This is a genomic window from Escherichia sp. E3659, assembly GCF_005781135.1.
Taxonomy (GTDB): domain Bacteria; phylum Pseudomonadota; class Gammaproteobacteria; order Enterobacterales; family Enterobacteriaceae; genus Escherichia.
On record NZ_VATQ01000010.1, the window covers coordinates 83018 to 103406 of the forward strand.

The window sequence follows — 20389 nt, forward strand, 5'->3', positions numbered from 1 at the left end:
AATGATGCCCGGTTGCTATCACACAACCGGGCATTTTTTTAGCCTAAATGTTCGCCGCCACACACGCCGTGCACTTCTGCGGTGACATAGCTCGACTCCTGACTTGCCAGATAAACATATACAGGGGCCAGCTCCGCCGGTTGCCCCGCACGTTTCATCGGCGTTTTCTGACCAAACTGCGGGATCTTATCCTGCGTCTGTCCGCCGGAAATTTGCAGAGCTGTCCAGATAGGGCCTGGCGCGACAATATTCACCCGAATACCTTTTTCCGCGACCTGTTTTGCCAGACCACGGCTGTAGTTCAGAATCGCCGCCTTCGTTGCCGCATAGTCCAGCAAATGCGGGCTTGGCTGGTAGGCCTGGATTGACGAAGTGGTGATGATACTGGCACCTTTCGGTAGCAGGGGAATTGCTTCCTGGGTTAGCCAGAACAGCGCGAAAACGTTAATGGCAAAGGTCTTTTGAAACTGTTCGCTGGTGAGGTCTGCAATATCAGGAATGGCAACCTGTTTCCCGGCGACCAGCGCCATAATATCCAGCCCGCCTAACGCCTTATGCGCGTCGTGAACCAGTGAACGGGCAAATTTCTCATCGCTTAAATCGCCCGGCAGCAGAATGGCTTTGCGTCCGCATTCTTCAATGATCTTTTTCACATCCTGAGCGTCTTCTTCTTCCACGGGAAGATAACTGATCGCCACGTCAGCCCCTTCACGCGCGTAAGCGATGGCGGCAGCGCGACCGATTCCGGAATCGCCCCCTGTCACCAGTGCTTTACGATCTTTCAGGCGACCGCTACCAACATAGGTTTTCTCGCCGCAATCTGGCACGGGCGTCATCTTCGCCTGAATGCCGGGCGCTGGTTGTTTCTGTTTGGGATATTCACCAGTGTAATACTGTGTGGTCGGGTCTTTTAAATGAGACATCGCTTTTCTCCCTTCAGGTTCAACGTCCTTTAAGGGTAGACGCACGCACCACGGTAATCAGTGAACCAGGAAGATCCCTAAATCTCAGAATCATGCGACAACGGTTTAACGTATATGTTGATTTGCTGTTGCGCGCTGTTTACTCAATTGCGATATACTGTTGCCCGTTTTAACTACACGACAGGAATGTATGGAACGTTTTCTTGAAAATGCAATGTATGCTTCTCGCTGGCTGCTTGCCCCCGTGTACTTTGGCCTTTCGCTGGCGCTGGTTGCCCTGGCGCTGAAGTTCTTCCAGGAGATTATTCACGTACTGCCGAATATCTTCTCGATGGCGGAATCAGATTTGATCCTCGTGTTGCTGTCGCTGGTGGATATGACGCTGGTTGGCGGTTTGCTGGTGATGGTGATGTTTTCCGGTTATGAGAATTTCGTTTCGCAGCTGGATATCTCCGAGAACAAAGAGAAACTGAACTGGCTGGGGAAAATGGACGCAACGTCGCTAAAAAACAAAGTGGCAGCGTCGATTGTGGCAATCTCTTCCATTCACTTACTGCGCGTCTTTATGGATGCGAAAAATGTCCCGGATAACAAACTGATGTGGTACGTCATTATCCATTTGACGTTTGTGCTCTCTGCATTTGTGATGGGCTATCTTGACCGACTAACTCGTCATAATCACTGATCTTATGCGGGCGCGGTTCTCGCGCCCGGTATGAACTTGTTATTTATCGGAAGATGCTTGCCACAGGTTTAGCTCGCCATCGGCGATATGCTGATCAATCTGCGCCAGTTCTTCGGTGCTAAACGTCAGATTATTCAGCGCCTCCACGTTCTCCTCCAGTTGCTCCGCACGGCTGGCACCAATCAATACCGACGTCACTCGCTCATCTTTTAGCAACCAGCTTAACGCCATTTGCGCCATAGACTGACCGCGCTGCTGTGCCATTTCATTCAATAACCGCAGGCTGTTGAGGTTGGCTTCGGTGAGCATTTTCGGTGTCAGGCCACGAACTTTATTCCCTTCACGATGCATCCGTGAATCTTCAGGAATACCGTTGAGATATTTTCCGGTCAGCAATCCCTGGGCCAGTGGGGTGAAGGCAATGCAGCCCACGCCGTTATTTTGCAGGGTATCCAGCAGGCCACTTTTATCCACCCAGCGGTTCAGTAAATTGTATGAAGGCTGATGAATTAACAGCGGAATTTTCCACTCGCGCAGCAACTCGACCATTTTTTGCGTCCGCTCTGGCGAGTATGAAGAGATCCCAACATACAGCGCCTTACCACTTTGCACCGCATGGGCAAGCGCAGAGGCGGTTTCCTCCATTGGCGTATTTTCATCGACACGGTGCGAGTAAAAGATATCGACATACTCAAGCCCCATACGCTTCAGGCTTTGGTCGAGACTGGCGAGCAGGTATTTACGCGACCCGCCAGAGCCATACGGGCCAGGCCACATATCATAGCCAGCTTTGGTGGAGATAATTAACTCGGCACGATAAGGCGCAAAATCTTCCCATAACAGACGACCAAAGTTCTCTTCTGCACTTCCTGGAGGCGGGCCGTAGTTGTTGGCTAAATCAAAGTGCGTAATGCCTAAATCAAACGCTTTACGCAGGATCGCACGCTGTGATTCCAGCGCGTTAACGTGACCGAAATTGTGCCATAAACCGAGCGATAACGCGGGCAGGCGTAAACCGCTTTTTCCGCAATAGCGGTACTGCATCTGCCCGTAACGTTCGGGATTCGCTAACCAGACCATGACATCTCCTTTCCACCATTCAATTTCGAAACAATGTTTCTAGTCTAGCGATTTACCAGGACGTATCCCGTAGCATCGCTCACAGAGTGACGAAAAACTGGGCAAAAACACACGCTTATGCTTTGCTTAAAAAAACAACAGTTGAGGAGTAAAACGATGCCGCGTTTGACCGCCAAAGATTTTCCGCAAGAGTTGCTGGATTACTACGACTATTACGCTCATGGGAAAATATCAAAACGTGAGTTTCTCAACCTGGCAGCGAAGTACGCGGTGGGCGGGATGACGGCGTTAGCGTTGTTTGATTTGCTCAAGCCAAATTACGCGTGGGCGACCCAAGTGGAGTTTACTGACCCGGAGATTGTCGCTGAGTACATCACGTATCCTTCGCCAAATGGTCACGGCGAGGTACGTGGTTATCTGGTGAAGCCTGCGAAGATGAGCGACAAAACACCCGCTGTGGTGGTCGTGCATGAAAATCGTGGGCTGAATCCGTATATCGAAGATGTAGCACGGCGGGTGGCTAAAGCGGGATACATTGCTCTGGCACCCGACGGTTTAAGTTCCGTTGGTGGTTACCCGGGAAATGATGATAAAGGCCGCGAACTGCAACAGCAGATTGATCCAACCAAACTGATGAATGATTTCTTTGCCGCAATTGAGTTTATGCAACGCTATCCCCAAGCCTCGGGCAAAGTTGGCATAACCGGATTTTGCTATGGCGGTAGTGTCTCGAACGCGGCTGCCGTGGCGTATCCGGAACTGGCCTGCGCGGTGCCGTTTTATGGTCGTCAGGCACCCACTGCCGATGTGGCGAAGATTGAAGCGCCTTTACTGCTCCACTACGCGGAACTGGATACCCGAATCAACGAGGGCTGGCCCGCTTACGAGGCGGCGTTGAAGGCCAATAACAAAGTCTATGAAGCGTATATTTATCCGGGGGTTAACCATGGATTCCATAATGATTCCACGCCACGTTATGACAAATCAGCCGCCGATCTTGCCTGGCAAAGGACGCTGACATGGTTCGATAAATATCTTTCCTGATGTGTTTATCCCTTAAAGGATAACGTCCTACATGTGCAGGAAAAAATAGCGTGCGTAAAAGTCGGAGTTTGCCTAAAATATCGCTATATATATTGATATATAGCGTTTGAGGTAAACGATGAATAACCATTTCGGTAAAGGCTTAATGGCGGGATTAAAAGCAACGCATGCCGACAGTGCAGTTAATGTGACTAAATTTTGCGCCGATTATAAACGTGGTTTTGTATTAGGCTACTCGCACCGGATGTATGAAAAGACCGGCGATCGCCAGCTCAGCGCCTGGGAAGCGGGTATTCTGACGCGCCGTTATGGGCTGGATAAAGAGATGGTAATGGATTTCTTTCGTGAGAATAATTCCTGTTCTACGTTGCGCTTTTTTATGGCTGGTTATCGCCTCGAAAATTGATCAAACATACGTATTATCTTGCTTTAATTAATTACACTAATGCTTATTCCCTTCGTTTTAGCGCCCCGCCGCAGTATCATTGTAATGATAACCATAATAAATGTGTGGTAAATGGCGCATCGATCGCATTATTGATTTTGCGGTTGAGGCAAAATATATGCCAGGTCTTCGCAACGGAATAACAATAAATGACTGGAGATAACACCCTCATCCATTCTCACGGCATTAATCGTCGTGATTTCATGAAGCTTTGTGCAGCATTAGCCGCCACCATGGGGTTAAGTAGCAAAGCCGCCGCAGAGATGGCCGAATCGGTCACTAACCCGCAGCGCCCGCCGGTTATCTGGATTGGCGCGCAGGAATGCACCGGTTGTACGGAATCTCTGCTTCGTGCGACGCATCCAACGGTAGAAAACCTCGTGCTGGAGACTATCTCTCTGGAGTATCACGAAGTGCTTTCTGCCGCCTTCGGCCATCAGGTTGAAGAGAACAAACACAACGCACTTGAGAAGTACAAAGGGCAGTATGTGTTGGTGGTGGATGGTTCCATCCCATTAAAAGATAACGGTATTTATTGCATGGTTGCCGGTGAGCCGATTGTGGATCACATCCGCAAAGCGGCAGAAGGCGCAGCAGCAATTATCGCTATCGGTTCCTGCTCCGCGTGGGGCGGTGTTGCCGCGGCTGGGGTTAACCCAACCGGCGCAGTCAGCCTGCAAGAAGTTCTGCCAGGCAAAACGGTAATCAACATTCCTGGCTGCCCGCCAAACCCGCACAACTTCCTCGCGACCGTTGCGCACCTCATCACTTACGGCAAACCGCCGAAGCTGGATGATAAAAACCGTCCGACCTTCGCCTATGGTCGTCTGATTCACGAACACTGCGAACGCCGCCCGCACTTCGATGCTGGTCGTTTTGCCAAAGAGTTCGGTGATGAAGGCCACCGTGAAGGCTGGTGCCTGTACCACCTCGGCTGTAAAGGGCCAGAAACTTACGGCAACTGCTCAACGCTGCAATTCTGCGACGTTGGCGGCGTGTGGCCGGTGGCAATTGGTCACCCATGCTATGGCTGTAACGAAGAAGGTATCGGCTTCCATAAAGGCATCCATCAGCTTGCCAACGTCGAAAACCAGACTCCGCGTTCACAAAAACCGGACGTCAACGCTAAAGAAGGCGGCAACGTCTCTGCGGGCGCTATCGGTTTGCTCGGCGGTGTGGTTGGGCTGGTTGCCGGTGTCAGCGTGATGGCGGTGCGTGAACTGGGTCGTCAGCAAAAGAAAGATAACGCTGACTCACGGGGAGAATAACCGTGAACAGACGTAATTTTATTAAAGCAGCCTCCTGCGGGGCATTGCTGACGGGCGCACTGCCGTCTGTCAGTCATGCGGCTGCTGAAAACCGCCCGCCAATTCCGGGATCGCTGGGGATGTTGTACGACTCGACCTTGTGCGTAGGCTGTCAGGCTTGCGTCACCAAGTGTCAGGATATCAACTTCCCTGAGCGTAACCCGCAAGGGGAACAGACCTGGTCGAACAACGACAAACTGTCGCCGTATACCAATAACATCATTCAGGTGTGGACCAGCGGCACTGGCGTCAACAAAGACCAGGAGGAGAACGGCTACGCGTACATTAAGAAACAGTGTATGCATTGCGTCGATCCGAACTGTGTCTCCGTGTGTCCGGTTTCTGCACTGAAAAAAGATCCGAAAACCGGCATTGTCCATTACGACAAAGACGTGTGCACCGGCTGCCGTTACTGCATGGTTGCCTGTCCGTACAACGTGCCGAAGTACGACTACAACAACCCGTTTGGTGCGCTGCATAAGTGCGAGCTGTGCAACCAGAAAGGTGTGGAACGTCTCGATAAAGGCGGTCTGCCTGGCTGTGTAGAAGTATGCCCGGCGGGCGCGGTGATTTTTGGTACGCGTGAAGAGCTGATGGCGGAGGCGAAAAAACGTCTGGCGCTGAAGCCTGGCAGCGAATACCACTATCCGCGTCAGATGCTGAAATCTGGCGACACTTACCTGCATACGGTGCCGAAATATTATCCGCATCTGTACGGCGAGAAAGAGGGCGGCGGTACTCAGGTTCTGGTACTGACGGGTGTGCCTTATGAAAATCTCGACCTGCCGAAACTGGACGATCTTTCTACCGGTGCGCGTTCCGAAAATATTCAACACACCCTGTATAAAGGCATGATGCTACCACTGGCTGTGCTGGCGGGCTTAACCGTGCTGGTTCGTCGCAACACCAAAAACGACCATCACGACGGAGGAGACGATCATGAGTCATGATCCACAACCGCTGGGCGGCAAAATCATCAGTAAACCGGTCATGATTTTTGGACCGTTAATCGTCATCTGTATGCTCCTGATTGTGAAGCGTCTGGTGTTCGGCCTGGGCTCTGTCTCTGACCTGAACGGCGGCTTCCCGTGGGGCGTGTGGATCGCGTTTGACCTGTTGATCGGCACCGGCTTTGCCTGTGGCGGCTGGGCGCTGGCGTGGGCGGTATACGTCTTTAACCGTGGGCAATACCATCCGCTGGTGCGTCCGGCGCTGTTGGCGAGTCTGTTTGGTTACTCACTAGGTGGTTTGTCGATCACCATCGACGTTGGTCGTTACTGGAACCTGCCGTACTTCTACATTCCGGGTCACTTCAACGTGAACTCGGTACTGTTCGAGACGGCGGTCTGTATGACCATCTACATCGGCGTGATGGCACTGGAGTTTGCTCCGGCATTGTTTGAACGTCTGGGCTGGAAAGTGTCGCTCAAGCGTCTGAACAAGGTGATGTTCTTCATCATCGCGCTCGGTGCGCTGCTGCCGACCATGCACCAGTCTTCAATGGGGTCGCTGATGATCTCGGCGGGCTACAAGGTGCATCCGCTGTGGCAGAGCTATGAAATGTTGCCGCTGTTCTCGCTGCTGACGGCGTTCATCATGGGCTTCTCGATTGTCATCTTTGAAGGTTCGCTGGTGCAGGCGGGTCTGCGTGGCAACGGTCCGGATGAAAAGAGCCTGTTCGTCAAGCTGACCAACACCATCAGTGTGTTGCTGGCGATTTTCATCGTGCTGCGCTTTGGCGAGCTTATCTATCGCGACAAGCTGTCATTGGCGTTTGCCGGTGACTTCTACTCCGTGATGTTCTGGATTGAAGTCCTGCTGATGCTCTTCCCGCTGGTGGTTCTGCGTGTGGCGAAGCTGCGTAATGATTCCCGCATGCTGTTCCTGTCGGCACTGAGCGCGCTGTTAGGTTGTGCAACCTGGCGTCTGACCTATTCGCTGGTGGCATTCAACCCGGGCGGCGGTTACGCCTACTTCCCAACCTGGGAAGAACTGTTGATTTCTATTGGTTTTGTGGCTATTGAGATTTGCGCTTACATCGTACTCATTCGTCTACTGCCGATACTTCCTCCTTTAAAACAAAACGATCATAATCGTCATGAGGCGAGCAAAGCATGAGCCAGAGAATTACTATTGATCCGGTAACCCGTATTGAGGGGCATTTACGCATCGATTGCGAAATCGAAAATGGCGTCGTTTCGAAAGCATGGGCTTCCGGTACCATGTGGCGTGGCATGGAAGAGATCGTGAAAAACCGCGATCCGCGCGATGCATGGATGATTGTGCAACGTATCTGTGGCGTATGTACTACCACTCACGCGCTGTCTTCCGTTCGTGCGGCTGAAAGTGCGCTGAATATCGACGTTCCGGTTAACGCGCAATACATCCGTAACATCATTCTGGCTGCGCACACCACGCATGACCATATCGTTCATTTCTATCAGCTTTCGGCGCTGGACTGGGTGGACATCACTTCTGCACTGCAAGCTGACCCAACCAAAGCCTCCGAAATGCTGAAAGGTGTTTCGACCTGGCACCTGAACAGCCCGGAAGAGTTCACCAAAGTTCAGAACAAGATCAAAGATCTGGTTGCCAGCGGTCAGTTGGGTATTTTCGCCAATGGCTACTGGGGTCACCCGGCGATGAAACTGCCGCCGGAAGTGAACCTGATTGCGGTAGCGCACTACCTGCAAGCGCTGGAGTGCCAGCGTGACGCTAACCGCGTCGTGGCGCTGCTGGGCGGTAAAACGCCGCACATTCAGAACCTGGCGGTAGGTGGTGTCGCGAACCCGATCAACCTCGACGGTCTGGGTGTGCTGAACCTTGAGCGCTTGATGTACATCAAGTCCTTCATCGACAAGCTGAGCGACTTTGTTGAGCAGGTTTACAAGGTTGATACCGCAGTTATCGCCGCGTTCTACCCGGAATGGCTGACGCGCGGTAAAGGTGCGGTGAACTACCTGAGCGTGCCGGAATTCCCGACCGACAGCAAAAACGGCAGCTTCCTGTTCCCGGGCGGCTACATTGAGAATGCGGATCTGTCCTCGTATCGTCCGATCACTTCTCATTCCGATGAATACCTGATCAAAGGAATTCAGGAAAGCGCGAAGCACTCCTGGTATAAGGACGAAGCGCCGCAGGCACCGTGGGAAGGCACCACCATTCCGGCTTATGATGGTTGGTCTGACGACGGTAAATATTCCTGGGTGAAATCACCGACTTTCTACGGCAAAACGGTAGAAGTGGGTCCGCTGGCTAATATGCTGGTGAAACTGGCGGCAGGTCGCGAGTCTACCCAGAACAAACTGAATGAAATCGTTGCGATTTATCAGAAACTGACTGGCAACACGCTGGAAGTGGCGCAGCTGCACTCTACGCTGGGCCGTATTATTGGTCGTACCGTTCACTGCTGCGAATTGCAGGATATCCTGCAAAACCAATACAGTGCACTGATCACCAATATCGGCAAAGGCGATCACACCACCTTTGTGAAGCCGAACATTCCGGCAACGGGCGAGTTCAAAGGCGTTGGCTTCCTCGAAGCGCCGCGCGGTATGCTCTCTCACTGGATGGTTATTAAAGACGGTATCATCAGCAACTACCAGGCAGTTGTTCCATCAACCTGGAACTCTGGCCCGCGTAACTTCAATGATGACGTCGGTCCTTACGAGCAGTCGCTGGTGGGTACACCGGTTGCCGATCCGAATAAACCGCTGGAAGTGGTACGTACCATTCACTCCTTCGACCCGTGCATGGCCTGTGCGGTACACGTAGTGGATGCCGACGGCAACGAAGTGGTTTCAGTGAAGGTTCTGTAATGCGTATTTTAGTCTTAGGGGTCGGCAATATTTTGCTGACCGATGAAGCCATCGGTGTGCGGATTGTTGAAGCGTTAGAGCAACGATACATTCTGCCGGATTATGTTGAGATCCTCGATGGCGGCACGGCGGGAATGGAGCTGCTTGGCGACATGGCAAATCGCGATCATCTGATTATTGCGGATGCCATTGTGTCGAAGAAGAGCGCGCCGGGAACGATGATGATCCTGCGGGATGAAGAAGTTCCGGCGTTGTTTACCAACAAAATCTCTCCGCATCAGCTTGGCCTGGCCGACGTCTTGTCGGCCCTGCGCTTCACCGGTGAGTTTCCGAAAAAGTTGACCCTGGTCGGTGTGATCCCGGAATCGCTGGAGCCGCACATCGGCTTAACGCCGACGGTTGAAGCAATGATTGAACCTGCGCTTGAGCAGGTTCTGGCTGCGCTGCGCGAATCAGGTGTGGAAGCTATCCCACGGGAGGCGACTCATGACTGAAGAGATAGCAGGTTTCCAGACCTCCCCGAAGGCGCAAGTACAGGCAGCGTTTGAAGAAATTGCCCGGCGTTCGATGCACGATCTCTCTTTTCTGCATCCTTCAATGCCGGTGTATGTTTCCGACTTTACGCTGTTCGAAGGTCAGTGGACGGGGTGTGTGATCACCCCGTGGATGCTGAGTGCAGTTATCTTCCCCGGCCCGGATCAACTCTGGCCGCTGCGCAAAGTGAGTGAAAAAATCGGTCTGCAACTGCCGTATGGCACTATGACCTTTACCGTTGGTGAACTGGACGGTGTTTCTCAATATCTCTCCTGTTCGCTGATGTCGCCGCTTTCGCATAGCATGTCGATTGAAGAGGGCCAACGCCTGACGGATGACTGCGCACGAATGATCCTTTCGCTGCCAGTCACGAATCCGGATGTACCACACGCAGGGCGTCGCGCCCTGCTGTTTGGTCGCAGGAGTGGCGAAAATGCATGAGTTGTCGCTTTGCCAGAGCGCCGTTGAGATTATCCAACGGCAGGCGGAGCAGCACGATGTTAAGCGCGTCACCGCCGTGTGGCTGGAAATTGGTGCGCTCTCCTGCGTTGAGGAGAGCGCCGTCCGTTTTAGTTTTGAAATTGTCTGCCAGGGAACGGTGGCGCAAGGGTGCGATTTACATATCGTCTATAAACCCGCCCAGGCCTGGTGTTGGGATTGCAGCCAGGTGGTGGAGATTCATCAGCACGATGCGCAGTGTCCGCTCTGTCACGGCGAGCGGTTGCGTGTCGATACCGGCGATTCGCTGATCGTCAAAAGTATTGAAGTTGAATAACCGGAGTTAATAATGTGTATTGGCGTTCCAGGCCAGGTGCTGGCTGTCGGTGAAGATATTCACCAGCTTGCGCAGGTTGAAGTATGTGGTATCAAGCGCGACGTGAATATCGCCCTTATTTGCGAAGGTAACCCTGCCGATCTGCTGGGCCAGTGGGTACTGGTACACGTCGGATTTGCCATGAGTATCATCGACGAAGATGAAGCCAAAGCCACATTAGACGCACTGCGCCAAATGGATTACGACATTACCAGCGCGTGATGATTAAAGCCGGATGCTGTCGTAGGCCTGATAAGACGCGCGAGCGTCGCATCAGGCATTGTGCTCGATTGCCGGATGCGGCGTGAACGCCTTATCCGGCCTATATCGGTCTGGATGGCTTGCTGCGACGAACGCTAACCATTACCCCTGACGCTTATCTTCCGTATTTGTCTCGAAATCACTGGCGTCATGGCGCTCATGCAACTGCTCGTTCAGCGGCCCGTTGGTGCGGTTAACAATACGCCCACGTTTCACTGCCGGACGTTCGCCCACTTCTTTCGCCCAGCGTTGCACGTGCTTATAACTGCCCGCATCAAGAAACTCTGCGGCATCATACACGCCGCCTAACACCACGTTGCCAAACCACGGCCAGATCGCCATATCCGCAATGGTGTACTCATCGCCCGCAACAAACTTGTGCTGCGCCAGTTGCTTATCCAGCACGTCGAGCAGGCGCTTGGCTTCCATGGTAAAGCGGTTAATGGCGTACTCAATTTTCACTGGCGCGTAATGATAAAAGTGACCAAAACCACCGCCGAGGAACGGCGCAGCGCCCTGTAACCAGAACAACCAGTTCATCGTTTCAGTTCGCTTCGCCAGATCCTGCGGCAGGAAGTAGCCAAATTTCTCGGCCAGATAAAGCAGAATCGATCCTGACTCAAACACGCGGATCGGCGGGTTATGTGTATGATCGCGCAGAGCGGGAATTTTCGAGTTTGGGTTCACTTCGACAAAACCGCTGGAGAATTGATCGCCATCGCCAATGCGAATCAGCCACGCGTCGTACTCTGCGCCGGTAACGCCCAGCGCCAGCAGCTCCTCAAGCATAATCGTTACTTTCTGACCGTTCGGCGTTCCCAGCGAATAGAGTTGCAATGGGTGTTTGCCAACGGGCAGCGTTTTTTCATGTGTCGGACCAGAAACCGGGCGATTGATATTGGCGAACGCGCCGCCAGCGGATTTATCCCACGTCCAGACTTTCGCGGGCTGATAAGTATTGTCTGCCATAGTGAGTTGCCTTCTGAGTGGTAGTGTTGAAGCAGTGTAGCAGGTCACTTGCTGTACAGAATGTGAATTTTTTAACCCTTTGCGCCAGCCGCTGCGTTGAGGTGTATGATAAGTCTAACCTCTGTCCGGTTAATGTCGCTGAGCAGGTAATCAGAGCACAACAATTACGCCAACTGCTTAGGTTGTATTGTTAAAGGTAAAGTGATGAGCAAAGGAACGACCAGCCAGGATGCCCCGTTCGGGACGTTATTGGGCTACGCCCCCGGTGGTGTAGCAATCTACTCTTCAGATTACAGTTCTCTCGATCCGCAGGAATACGAAGATGACGCCGTATTCCGTAGCTATATCGACGACGAATATATGGGCCACAAATGGCAATGCGTTGAGTTTGCTCGCCGTTTTCTCTTTCTGAACTACGGTGTGGTCTTCACTGACGTGGGCATGGCGTGGGAGATTTTCTCGCTGCGCTTCTTGCGTGAAGTGGTTAATGACAACATTCTGCCATTGCAGGCATTTCCTAACGGTTCGCCGCGTGCGCCGGTCGCGGGCGCGCTTCTTATCTGGGATAAAGGCGGTGAATTTAAAGACACCGGCCATGTCGCCATCATTACGCAATTACATGGCAACAAAGTCCGTATTGCGGAACAGAACGTGATTCATTCCCCGTTGCCGCAAGGGCAACAGTGGACGCGCGAGCTGGAGATGGTGGTAGAAAACGGCTGCTATACCCTCAAAGACACCTTCGATGACACCACCATTCTGGGCTGGATGATTCAGACGGAAGATACCGAATACAGCTTGCCACAGCCGGAAATTGCAGGCGATTTGTTGAAGATCAGCGGAGCGCGACTGGAAAACAAAGGCCAGTTTGACGGTAAATGGCTGGATGAAAAAGATCCGCTGCAAAACGCCTACGTGCAGGCGAACGGTCAGGTGATTAATCAGGATCCGTATCATTACTACACCATTACGGAGAGTGCCGAACAGGAACTGGTTAAAGCCACCAACGAGCTGCACCTGATGTATCTTCACGCCACCGATAAAGTGCTGAAAGATGACAACCTGCTGGCGTTGTTTGACATTCCGAAAATCCTCTGGCCGCGTTTGCGCCTCTCCTGGCAGCGTCGTCGCCACCATATGATCACTGGTCGTATGGATTTCTGTATGGATGAACGTGGCCTGAAGGTCTATGAATACAACGCCGATTCAGCCTCTTGTCATACTGAAGCGGGCTTGATCCTCGAACGCTGGGCGGAGCAGGGCTATAAAGGCAATGGCTTCAATCCGGCGGAAGGGCTAATTAACGAACTGGCTGGCGCGTGGAAACACAGTCGCGCGCGTCCGTTTGTCCATATCATGCAGGACAAAGATATTGAAGAGAACTACCACGCTCAGTTTATGGAGCAGGCGCTGCAACAGGCGGGCTTTGAAACGCGTATCTTGCGCGGGCTAGATGAACTGGGCTGGGATGCTGCCGGACAACTGATTGATGGGGAAGGGCGACAGGTTAACTGCGTGTGGAAGACCTGGGCGTGGGAAACGGCGTTTGATCAGATTCGTGAAGTCAGTGACCGTGAATTTGCTGCGGTGCCGATTCGCACTGGTCACCCGCAAAATGAAGTGCGCCTGATCGACGTTCTGCTACGCCCGGAAGTGCTGGTCTTTGAACCGCTATGGACGGTGATCCCTGGCAACAAAGCGATTCTGCCAATTCTCTGGTCGCTGTTCCCGCATCATCGTTATCTGCTGGATACCGATTTCACTGTTAATGATGAACTGGTGAAAACCGGTTACGCCGTGAAACCGATTGCTGGTCGCTGTGGTAGCAATATCGACCTGGTCAGCCATCATGAAGAGGTGCTCGACCAAACCAGCGGTAAATTTGCCGAGCAGAAAAATATCTACCAGCAACTGTGGTGCCTGCCAAAAGTGGACGGTAAATACATTCAGGTATGTACCTTCACCGTGGGCGGCAACTACGGCGGGACGTGTTTGCGCGGCGATGAATCTCTGGTCATCAAAAAAGAGAGTGATATTGAACCGTTAATTGTGCTGAAAGAGTAATAGACTTTTTCGCAAACCCGTGCTGATTATCAAAAATAATCAGCACGGATAATCGTTCATGGAATGCTCAAAATATTGAATATTGAAATACATTAACTTAATAAATTCACAATATGAATGTATTAATGATTGAAATGATTCGCCATTAATTATTTCTTAAAATTTTGAATAGCAACTTATTATCTGATACTAAAGAAATAACACTCTTTTTATCGTTAAAAAATGATATTTCACTTTGCCCACGCCGTTAAACTCACTGATAATGCGTCCGTTCGTAAATTCAAAATGGCGTAATCTAATATATGCTAAATTTATTTGTTGGCCTTGATATATACACAGGGCTTTTGTTATTACTTGCTCTGGCATTTGTGTTGTTCTACGAAGCAATCAATGGTTTTCATGACACGGCGAATGCGGTGGCAACCGTTATTTATACTCGTGCCATGCAGCCACAGCTTGCCGTGGTGATGGCGGCATTTTTTAACTTTTTTGGCGTGTTATTGGGCGGACTTAGTGTCGCTTATGCCATCGTCCATATGTTGCCAACCGATTTGCTATTGAATATGGGGTCAACCCACGGTCTGGCGATGGTCTTTTCCATGCTGCTGGCGGCGATTATCTGGAACCTGGGAACGTGGTTCTTTGGTTTACCGGCCTCCAGTTCGCACACATTGATTGGTGCGATTATCGGCATCGGTTTAACCAACGCGCTGTTAACCGGCTCATCGGTGATGGATGCGTTAAACCTGCGTGAAGTGACCAAGATTTTCTCCTCGTTAATTGTCTCCCCCATCGTCGGCCTGGTCATTGCGGGTGGTCTGATTTTCCTGCTGCGCCGTTTCTGGAGCGGGACGAAAAAGCGTGACCGTATTCACCGCATTCCTGAAGATCGCAAAAAGAAAAAAGGCAAACGTAAGCCACCATTCTGGACGCGTATTGCCCTCATTGTTTCCGCTGCGGGCGTGGCGTTTTCGCACGGTGCGAACGACGGGCAGAAAGGGATCGGCCTGGTGATGCTGGTGCTGGTGGGGATAGCGCCCGCTGGTTTCGTCGTCAATATGAATGCGTCCGGCTATGAAATTACCCGTACCCGCGATGCAGTGACTAACTTCGAACACTATCTGCAACAGCATCCTGAACTGCCGCAGAAGTTGATCGCGATGGAACCTCCATTGCCTGCGGCATCGACTGATGGCACGCAAGCGACGGAGTTTCACTGTCATCCGGCAAATACCTTTGATGCGATTGCGCGCGTCAAAACGATGCTGCCGGGTAATATGGAAAGCTACGAGCCGTTAAACGTAAGTCAACGCAGTCAGCTACGCCGTATTATGCTTTGCATCTCTGATACCTCCGCGAAGCTGGCGAAACTGCCAGGCGTTAGCAAAGAAGACCAGAGCCTGCTGAAAAAACTGCGCAGCGATATGTTAAGCACCATTGAGTACGCTCCGGTGTGGATCATCATGGCGGTAGCACTGGCGTTGGGTATAGGCACCATGATTGGCTGGCGCCGTGTAGCGATGACCATCGGTGAGAAAATTGGTAAGCGCGGCATGACGTATGCGCAAGGGATGGCGGCGCAGATGACGGCGGCGGTATCAATCGGTCTTGCCAGCTATATTGGGATGCCTGTTTCCACAACTCACGTACTCTCTTCTGCGGTGGCGGGGACGATGGTGGTAGATGGCGGTGGGTTACAGCGTAAAACGGTAACCAGTATCCTGATGGCGTGGGTGTTTACCTTACCGGCGGCAATTTTTCTGTCTGGTAGTCTGTACTGGATTGCATTGCAGCTTATCTAACCTTCCTGTTAATGCCCGGTCCTGCGATCGGGCATTATCACTTCTGACTAGTGATAACCTCGCGCTGTCATGAAATCCATTATCGCTTTTTCCGCATCAACCAGCACTTGTTCCAGCGGTTGATTGGCATCGATATCAACCAGTTGCGCGCCTCCAAAGGTTAACTGTGGCGTTATGGCTATCTTCCTTTCCAGCGATTCCCTTTTGTGGTCAGGCTTACGCGCGCAGGCCACGTCCAGGGAGACATTGAGTTTGATGACCAGATCAGGCTTATGGCTCGCCATCCAGTGAAATGCTTTACGTTCCTGACTTGCCAGCCATGAGACAAAACGACCACCTTCAACGTTAGGTGGGAACACCGTACCATCGTAAGCGCCAGGAATCTGGTCCTGCGGATAACGGTCGGTTAAAACAATTAACCCGCGACGACGACAGGCAAGCATATGACGAAAGCGCAGTAAGCGGCGGGCGACAAACGCTGTAATTACCAGCGCCGGAACTGGCCCAGGCAATTTTTTCGCTGTTTTCACTTTATTGCGTTCAATAGATTTATTAAGCGATTTTCCCATTAAGGGCAGTTTTACCACTGCACGACCGACATTTCCGGCCTGTTTTCCTAAATGAACTCTTTCGGCAGCACCATATTTTTCGACAACGGTAATGAGATGTTCACACACCGTTGACTTGCCTGAACCATCGCTACCAATAACGGCTATTAATGGAGGTGTTATTGACTGCATGAATATATCCTTTAATTTAAATATCCATTAAAAATATTTATTTGGTTAATATGTTTTTATGAAAGCGTAATTCAGGTCAATGTCACAATTAACCATTGTCACAATAAGGTTGAACGGATATTCTGAGCACGGACCACGTAATATTCAATACATTATTTGCTGCCGGGTTTTTCGTGAATCAACGTAATATGTCAATAATTAATTCCATGCCAGTGCGTGTTATTGCCATTGTGGGATGTGATGGTTCAGGTAAATCGACCCTCACGGCAAGCCTGGTGAATGAACTGGCAGCAATAATGCCAACAGAACAAATTTATCTTGGGCAGTCTTCCGGACGAATTGGCGAATGGATTTCACAGCTCCCTATAATTGGCGCCCCTTTTGGGCGTTATCTGCGGGGTAAGGCAGCTCATGTGCACGAAAAGCCCTCAACACCGCCCGGCAATATTACCGCGCTGGTTATCTATTTGCTTTCCTGCTGGCGTGCGTACAAGTTTCGCAAAATGTTGAGAAAAAGCCAGCATGGTTTTTTGTTGATTACCGACCGCTACCCGCAGGTTGAAGTGCCTGGCTTTCGTTTTGATGGCCCACAACTGGCTAAAACTAAAGGCGGTAATGGCTGGGTAAAAATGTTAAGGCAGCGCGAGTTGAAGCTGTACCAATGGATGGCGTCTTATTTGCCCGTATTGTTGATTCGTCTTGGCATTGATGAACAAACCGCGTTTTCGCGTAAACCTGACCATCAACTGGCGGCGTTACAGGAAAAAATCGCCGTTACGCCGCAACTGACTTTCAACGGCGCCAGGATCCTTGAACTGGATGGTCGGCAACCAGCCGATGAAATCCTGCAAGCGTCACTACGTGCAATTCACGCCGCACTTTCCTGATCACCAAAATGGATAGGGGATGATTTAAAGAATGGATGCACTACAAACGCAAGCTGTTAACAGCACTACCGCGCCGCAGCCCAGCTACATTCCGGGGCTAATTGCGGTGGTCGGGTGCGATGGCACCGGTAAATCCACGCTGACCACCGATCTGGTGAAATCATTGCAACAGCACTGGCAAACCGAGCGGCGCTATCTGGGGCTGCTCTCGGGCGAAGATGGCGACAAAATCAAACGATTACCGTTGGTTGGTGTCTGGCTGGAACGGCGACTGGCGGCCAAATCATCGAAAACCCAAAGCATGAAAACCAAATCTCCGGCGCTATGGGCGGCAGTGATTATGTACTGTTTCTCGCTGCGAAGAATGGCGAACCTTCGTAAGGTCCAGCGACTGGCGCAAAGCGGCGTTCTGGTGGTCAGCGATCGCTTTCCGCAGGCGGAAATTTCCGGTTTTTATTATGACGGACCGGGGATTGGCGTCGAACGTGCGACCGGGAAAATCAGCATGTTTCTGGCGCAGCGCGAGCGACAGTTATACCAACAAATGGCGCAGTACCGTCCTGAATTAATCATCCGTTTGGGGATTGATATTGATACTGCCATCTCCCGCAAGCCTGACCATGACTATGCCGAATTGCAGGACAAAATCGGCGTCATGTCGAAGATTGGCTATAACGGCACAAAAATTTTAGAGATTGATTCCAGAGCGCCCTACAGCGAAGTACTGGAACAGGCACTGAAAGCGGTTTCTCTGGTTGCCATCGTTTCTGACCGCCGAAGTTTGACTTAAGGCAGACGGGATATTTTTCATTTTTCAACGATAAGGTCAGGCTGAATTGGCAGGTTTTAACATCAAACATTGGTTTGCAGATGGAGCCTTTCGCACCATTATTCGTAACAGCGCCTGGTTAGGTTCCAGCAATGTCGTGAGTGCCTTGCTGGGCTTACTGGCGCTTTCGTGCGCCGGTAAAGGGATGACGCCAGCGATGTTTGGCGTACTTGTCGTCATACAGTCTTATGCCAAGTCGATTAGTGATTTTATTAAGTTTCAGACATGGCAGTTGGTGGTGCAGTACGGAACGCCAGCATTAACCAACAATAATCCCCAGCAATTCCGTAATGTCGTCTCATTTTCCTTCTCGCTGGATATCGTCAGTGGTGCGGTGGCGATTGTCGGCGGCATTGCCTTACTGCCATTCCTTTCCCATTCATTAGGTCTGGATAACCAAAGCTTTTGGCTGGCGGCGCTCTATTGCACGCTCATTCCTTCAATGGCTTCCTCCACGCCGACTGGCATTTTGCGTGCGGTTGATCGCTTCGACTTAATTGCTGTACAGCAGGCGACGAAACCTTTTCTGCGTGCGGCGGGCAGCGTAATCGCCTGGTATTTTAACTTTGGCTTTGCCGGATTTGTTATCGCCTGGTACGCATCGAATCTGGTTGGTGGCACCATGTACTGGTGGTTTGCCGCGCGCGAATTACGCCGCAGAAATATCCATAACGCGTTCAAATTGAATCTGTTTGAGTCTGCCCGACACATCAAAGGCGCATGGAGTTTTGTCTGGTCAACCAACATTGCCCATTCCATTTGGTCGGCGCGTAATTCATGTAGCACGGTGCTGGTGGGGATCGTATTAGGGCCAGCTGCTGCCGGGTTATTTAAAATCGCCATGACATTCTTCGATGCCGCCGGGACGCCAGCGGGTTTGCTGGGTAAAAGTTTTTACCCTGAAGTCATGCGCTTAGATCCACGAACTACCAGACCGTGGCTCCTGGGCGTGAAGTCTGGATTGCTGGCAGGTGGGATTGGCATTCTGGTGGCGCTGGCCGTGTTAATCGTTGGCAAGCCACTTATTTCACTGGTGTTTGGCGTTAAGTATCTCGAAGCGTATGACCTGATTCAGGTGATGCTGGGCGCAATTGTTATTTCGATGTTGGGCTTCCCACAGGAGTCATTATTGCTAATGGCGGGGAAACAGCGTGCTTTTCTCGTGGCGCAAACCATCGCCTCTATCGGCTACATCGTGTTGCTGTTCATGTTCTGCCATCTGTTTGGCGTGCTGGGGGCAGCATTTGCTTACTTCGGTGGGCAATGTCTTGATGTGGTGCTCTCGTTAATTCCGACATTAAAGGCGTTCTTTCAACGCCATTTATTGGCCTATAACGCAGTGGGAGAAAAATCCCAATGATGAAAAAATATTTTCCACTTGAGGTCAGTGAGCGTTTATTTATCGCGGTCGAAGAAGATGATGTTGTTGACGCTCAAGTTAGCTTACCACCAACGATCGCACTGCGTTGTTCATCGGAAATTATTCATGATAATTATGCATTATGCCTGAGATTCTGGTTGGACGGCGTCAATCGCAAGGCGTTACTCCACCTGACCCTGAAGCAGGCTAAAGGTGACTCTCTTACCGACGAAGAACGCAAACAGTATAAATACATGCGAGCGCGCTACAAGCATCTGCGTTTTGCGCAACGGCTGTATTTAAAGAAGCATCAGGCTGGTTTTTTATTTGGCAAAACGACCGTTTTTCTGGGGCGTTTTCAGGATGGTTTTCGTAACGGTAAGAAAAATATTGTGTCGTATTACGGCAACCTGTTACGTATTTATTTAAGCTCTCCTGTCTGGTGGCTGGTGAACTATTCATTACGCCATAGCCAGCTAGAAAGCGTTAATGGTTTTATCGCTTATCGTCAGAAGCAAATGCACATCCTGAAAGAAATTATTGCCAGGCCGCAGCTAACCGGCAGGGAATTTCATGATGTGCGAAAAATCATCAGTCAGCAGGTTTCGTATTACGACACTCTAAGATCGATTGATCCCGAAAATACAGAGGCGTTGCAGATTTCCCGCTTCCTGGCGGCCATTAATGGCCTGATGGGGGATAAGCACGACGACATGGTGGCGGATGATTTGGAAAATCGCCAATCGTATGATGCGCCAGTGGCACTCGACAGCGATATTCGTCAGCGCTTAGAACTGCTGATTTCGCGTTTTCCGCTATAACCGGAG

21 protein-coding genes are annotated in these 20389 nt (G+C 51.3%); 17 read left to right on the plus strand and 4 right to left on the minus strand.

Annotated features, from left to right (window positions below):
- Nucleotides 1-38: 38 nt before the first annotated feature.
- Entirely contained in the window at nt 39-923 is an 885-nt protein-coding gene (gene yghA / locus FEK47_RS10895; RefSeq protein ID WP_131162512.1) for an NADP(+)-dependent aldehyde reductase, read from the minus strand.
- Between the two features lie 190 nt (nt 924-1113).
- On the opposite strand from yghA, the gene FEK47_RS10900 reads away from it, so the two are divergent.
- A complete protein-coding gene (locus tag FEK47_RS10900; RefSeq protein WP_000439331.1) occupies nt 1114-1608 on the plus strand; it encodes a TIGR00645 family protein in 495 nt (164 codons plus the stop codon).
- Between the two features lie 39 nt (nt 1609-1647).
- On the opposite strand, the gene gpr is transcribed toward FEK47_RS10900, so the two are convergent.
- Nucleotides 1648-2688 carry an L-glyceraldehyde 3-phosphate reductase gene (gene gpr / locus FEK47_RS10905; RefSeq protein ID WP_135487241.1) on the minus strand — a complete coding sequence of 347 codons (1041 nt, stop codon included), beginning with the start codon at nt 2686-2688 and terminating at the stop codon, nt 1648-1650.
- 156 nt (nt 2689-2844) lie between these two features.
- Here gpr and yghX point away from each other — a divergent pair, with 156 nt between their 5' ends.
- From yghX to hybG, 10 genes are all read left to right on the plus strand, one after another.
- Entirely contained in the window at nt 2845-3732 is an 888-nt protein-coding gene (gene yghX / locus FEK47_RS10910; protein ID WP_135487242.1) for a YghX family hydrolase, read from the plus strand.
- Between the two features lie 118 nt (nt 3733-3850).
- Nucleotides 3851-4138: a DUF2623 family protein YghW gene (yghW, locus tag FEK47_RS10915; protein ID WP_001059136.1), complete on the plus strand. Its 288-nt coding sequence runs from the start codon at nt 3851-3853 to the stop codon at nt 4136-4138.
- 188 nt (nt 4139-4326) lie between these two features.
- Nucleotides 4327-5445 (plus strand): hydrogenase 2 small subunit, encoded by a 1119-nt coding sequence (gene hybO / locus FEK47_RS10920; protein ID WP_130218140.1) that lies wholly within the window; start codon nt 4327-4329, stop codon nt 5443-5445.
- A gap of 2 nt (nt 5446-5447) precedes the next feature.
- Complete coding sequence (gene hybA, locus FEK47_RS10925) at nt 5448-6434, plus strand: hydrogenase 2 operon protein HybA (RefSeq protein WP_135487243.1); 987 nt, start codon at nt 5448-5450, stop codon at nt 6432-6434.
- Entirely contained in the window at nt 6424-7602 is a 1179-nt protein-coding gene (gene hybB / locus FEK47_RS10930; RefSeq protein ID WP_000017694.1) for a Ni/Fe-hydrogenase cytochrome b subunit, read from the plus strand. Before hybA ends, hybB begins: the two co-directional genes overlap by 11 nt.
- Nucleotides 7599-9302 (plus strand): hydrogenase 2 large subunit, encoded by a 1704-nt coding sequence (hybC, locus tag FEK47_RS10935; RefSeq protein ID WP_000083065.1) that lies wholly within the window; start codon nt 7599-7601, stop codon nt 9300-9302. Before hybB ends, hybC begins: the two co-directional genes overlap by 4 nt.
- Nucleotides 9302-9796, plus strand: coding sequence for a HyaD/HybD family hydrogenase maturation endopeptidase (locus FEK47_RS10940; protein ID WP_001221954.1), 495 nt, complete (start codon nt 9302-9304; stop codon nt 9794-9796). Before hybC ends, FEK47_RS10940 begins: the two co-directional genes overlap by 1 nt.
- Nucleotides 9789-10277: a hydrogenase-2 assembly chaperone gene (gene hybE, locus FEK47_RS10945; protein WP_000134014.1), complete on the plus strand. Its 489-nt coding sequence runs from the start codon at nt 9789-9791 to the stop codon at nt 10275-10277. Before FEK47_RS10940 ends, hybE begins: the two co-directional genes overlap by 8 nt.
- The gene (gene hypA / locus FEK47_RS10950; RefSeq protein ID WP_000544957.1) at nt 10270-10611 is read left to right on the plus strand and encodes a hydrogenase maturation nickel metallochaperone HypA; all 342 of its coding nucleotides are present in this window, start codon (nt 10270-10272) and stop codon (nt 10609-10611) included. The genes hybE and hypA overlap by 8 nt, the downstream gene beginning before the upstream one ends.
- A gap of 12 nt (nt 10612-10623) precedes the next feature.
- Nucleotides 10624-10872 (plus strand): hydrogenase maturation factor HybG, encoded by a 249-nt coding sequence (hybG, locus tag FEK47_RS10955; RefSeq protein WP_000334896.1) that lies wholly within the window; start codon nt 10624-10626, stop codon nt 10870-10872.
- A 141-nt stretch (nt 10873-11013) separates the two neighbouring features.
- Here the strand turns inward: hybG and yghU are convergent, their stop codons facing one another.
- Entirely contained in the window at nt 11014-11880 is an 867-nt protein-coding gene (gene yghU / locus FEK47_RS10960; protein WP_126665286.1) for a glutathione-dependent disulfide-bond oxidoreductase, read from the minus strand.
- Between the two features lie 204 nt (nt 11881-12084).
- Between yghU and gss the strand changes: the two genes are divergently transcribed.
- Both gss and pitB read left to right on the plus strand, forming a co-directional pair.
- Entirely contained in the window at nt 12085-13944 is a 1860-nt protein-coding gene (gss, locus tag FEK47_RS10965) for a bifunctional glutathionylspermidine amidase/synthase (RefSeq protein WP_135487244.1), read from the plus strand.
- A 302-nt stretch (nt 13945-14246) separates the two neighbouring features.
- Nucleotides 14247-15746, plus strand: coding sequence for an inorganic phosphate transporter PitB (pitB, locus tag FEK47_RS10970; protein WP_130218134.1), 1500 nt, complete (start codon nt 14247-14249; stop codon nt 15744-15746).
- A gap of 47 nt (nt 15747-15793) precedes the next feature.
- On the opposite strand, the gene FEK47_RS10975 is transcribed toward pitB, so the two are convergent.
- Nucleotides 15794-16486, minus strand: coding sequence for a dTMP kinase (locus tag FEK47_RS10975; RefSeq protein WP_135487245.1), 693 nt, complete (start codon nt 16484-16486; stop codon nt 15794-15796).
- A 173-nt stretch (nt 16487-16659) separates the two neighbouring features.
- Here FEK47_RS10975 and FEK47_RS10980 point away from each other — a divergent pair, with 173 nt between their 5' ends.
- The 4 genes from FEK47_RS10980 to FEK47_RS10995 are packed head-to-tail and all read left to right on the plus strand — an operon-like array spanning nt 16660 to nt 20383.
- A complete protein-coding gene (locus FEK47_RS10980) occupies nt 16660-17373 on the plus strand; it encodes a dTMP kinase (protein ID WP_135487246.1) in 714 nt (237 codons plus the stop codon).
- 31 nt (nt 17374-17404) lie between these two features.
- Nucleotides 17405-18163 (plus strand): hypothetical protein, encoded by a 759-nt coding sequence (locus tag FEK47_RS10985; RefSeq protein ID WP_135487247.1) that lies wholly within the window; start codon nt 17405-17407, stop codon nt 18161-18163.
- Nucleotides 18164-18209: 46 nt separating this feature from the next.
- Nucleotides 18210-19562, plus strand: coding sequence for a lipopolysaccharide biosynthesis protein (locus FEK47_RS10990; RefSeq protein WP_135487248.1), 1353 nt, complete (start codon nt 18210-18212; stop codon nt 19560-19562).
- Nucleotides 19559-20383, plus strand: a complete 825-nt coding sequence (locus FEK47_RS10995) for a hypothetical protein (protein WP_135487249.1) — start codon at nt 19559-19561, stop codon at nt 20381-20383. Before FEK47_RS10990 ends, FEK47_RS10995 begins: the two co-directional genes overlap by 4 nt.
- The last annotated feature ends 6 nt before the right edge of the window (nt 20384-20389 follow it).

Bases quoted from the DNA above. Each gene is read 5' to 3' on its own strand.
- yghU (WP_126665286.1), bottom strand. From the start codon at position 11,880: ATGGCAGACAATACTTATCAGCCCGCGAAAGTCTGGACGTGGGATAAA.
- yghA (WP_131162512.1), bottom strand. From the start codon at position 923: ATGTCTCATTTAAAAGACCCGACCACACAGTATTACACTGGTGAATAT.
- hybB (WP_000017694.1), top strand. From the start codon at position 6,424: ATGAGTCATGATCCACAACCGCTGGGCGGCAAAATCATCAGTAAACCG.
- yghX (WP_135487242.1), top strand. From the start codon at position 2,845: ATGCCGCGTTTGACCGCCAAAGATTTTCCGCAAGAGTTGCTGGATTAC.
- hybC (WP_000083065.1), top strand. From the start codon at position 7,599: ATGAGCCAGAGAATTACTATTGATCCGGTAACCCGTATTGAGGGGCAT.
- hybO (WP_130218140.1), top strand. From the start codon at position 4,327: ATGACTGGAGATAACACCCTCATCCATTCTCACGGCATTAATCGTCGT.
- FEK47_RS10985 (WP_135487247.1), top strand. From the start codon at position 17,405: ATGGATGCACTACAAACGCAAGCTGTTAACAGCACTACCGCGCCGCAG.
- hybE (WP_000134014.1), top strand. From the start codon at position 9,789: ATGACTGAAGAGATAGCAGGTTTCCAGACCTCCCCGAAGGCGCAAGTA.
- gss (WP_135487244.1), top strand. From the start codon at position 12,085: ATGAGCAAAGGAACGACCAGCCAGGATGCCCCGTTCGGGACGTTATTG.
- FEK47_RS10995 (WP_135487249.1), top strand. From the start codon at position 19,559: ATGATGAAAAAATATTTTCCACTTGAGGTCAGTGAGCGTTTATTTATC.
- hybG (WP_000334896.1), top strand. From the start codon at position 10,624: ATGTGTATTGGCGTTCCAGGCCAGGTGCTGGCTGTCGGTGAAGATATT.
- FEK47_RS10940 (WP_001221954.1), top strand. From the start codon at position 9,302: ATGCGTATTTTAGTCTTAGGGGTCGGCAATATTTTGCTGACCGATGAA.
- FEK47_RS10900 (WP_000439331.1), top strand. From the start codon at position 1,114: ATGGAACGTTTTCTTGAAAATGCAATGTATGCTTCTCGCTGGCTGCTT.
- gpr (WP_135487241.1), bottom strand. From the start codon at position 2,688: ATGGTCTGGTTAGCGAATCCCGAACGTTACGGGCAGATGCAGTACCGC.
- pitB (WP_130218134.1), top strand. From the start codon at position 14,247: ATGCTAAATTTATTTGTTGGCCTTGATATATACACAGGGCTTTTGTTA.
- hypA (WP_000544957.1), top strand. From the start codon at position 10,270: ATGCATGAGTTGTCGCTTTGCCAGAGCGCCGTTGAGATTATCCAACGG.
- FEK47_RS10975 (WP_135487245.1), bottom strand. From the start codon at position 16,486: ATGCAGTCAATAACACCTCCATTAATAGCCGTTATTGGTAGCGATGGT.
- yghW (WP_001059136.1), top strand. From the start codon at position 3,851: ATGAATAACCATTTCGGTAAAGGCTTAATGGCGGGATTAAAAGCAACG.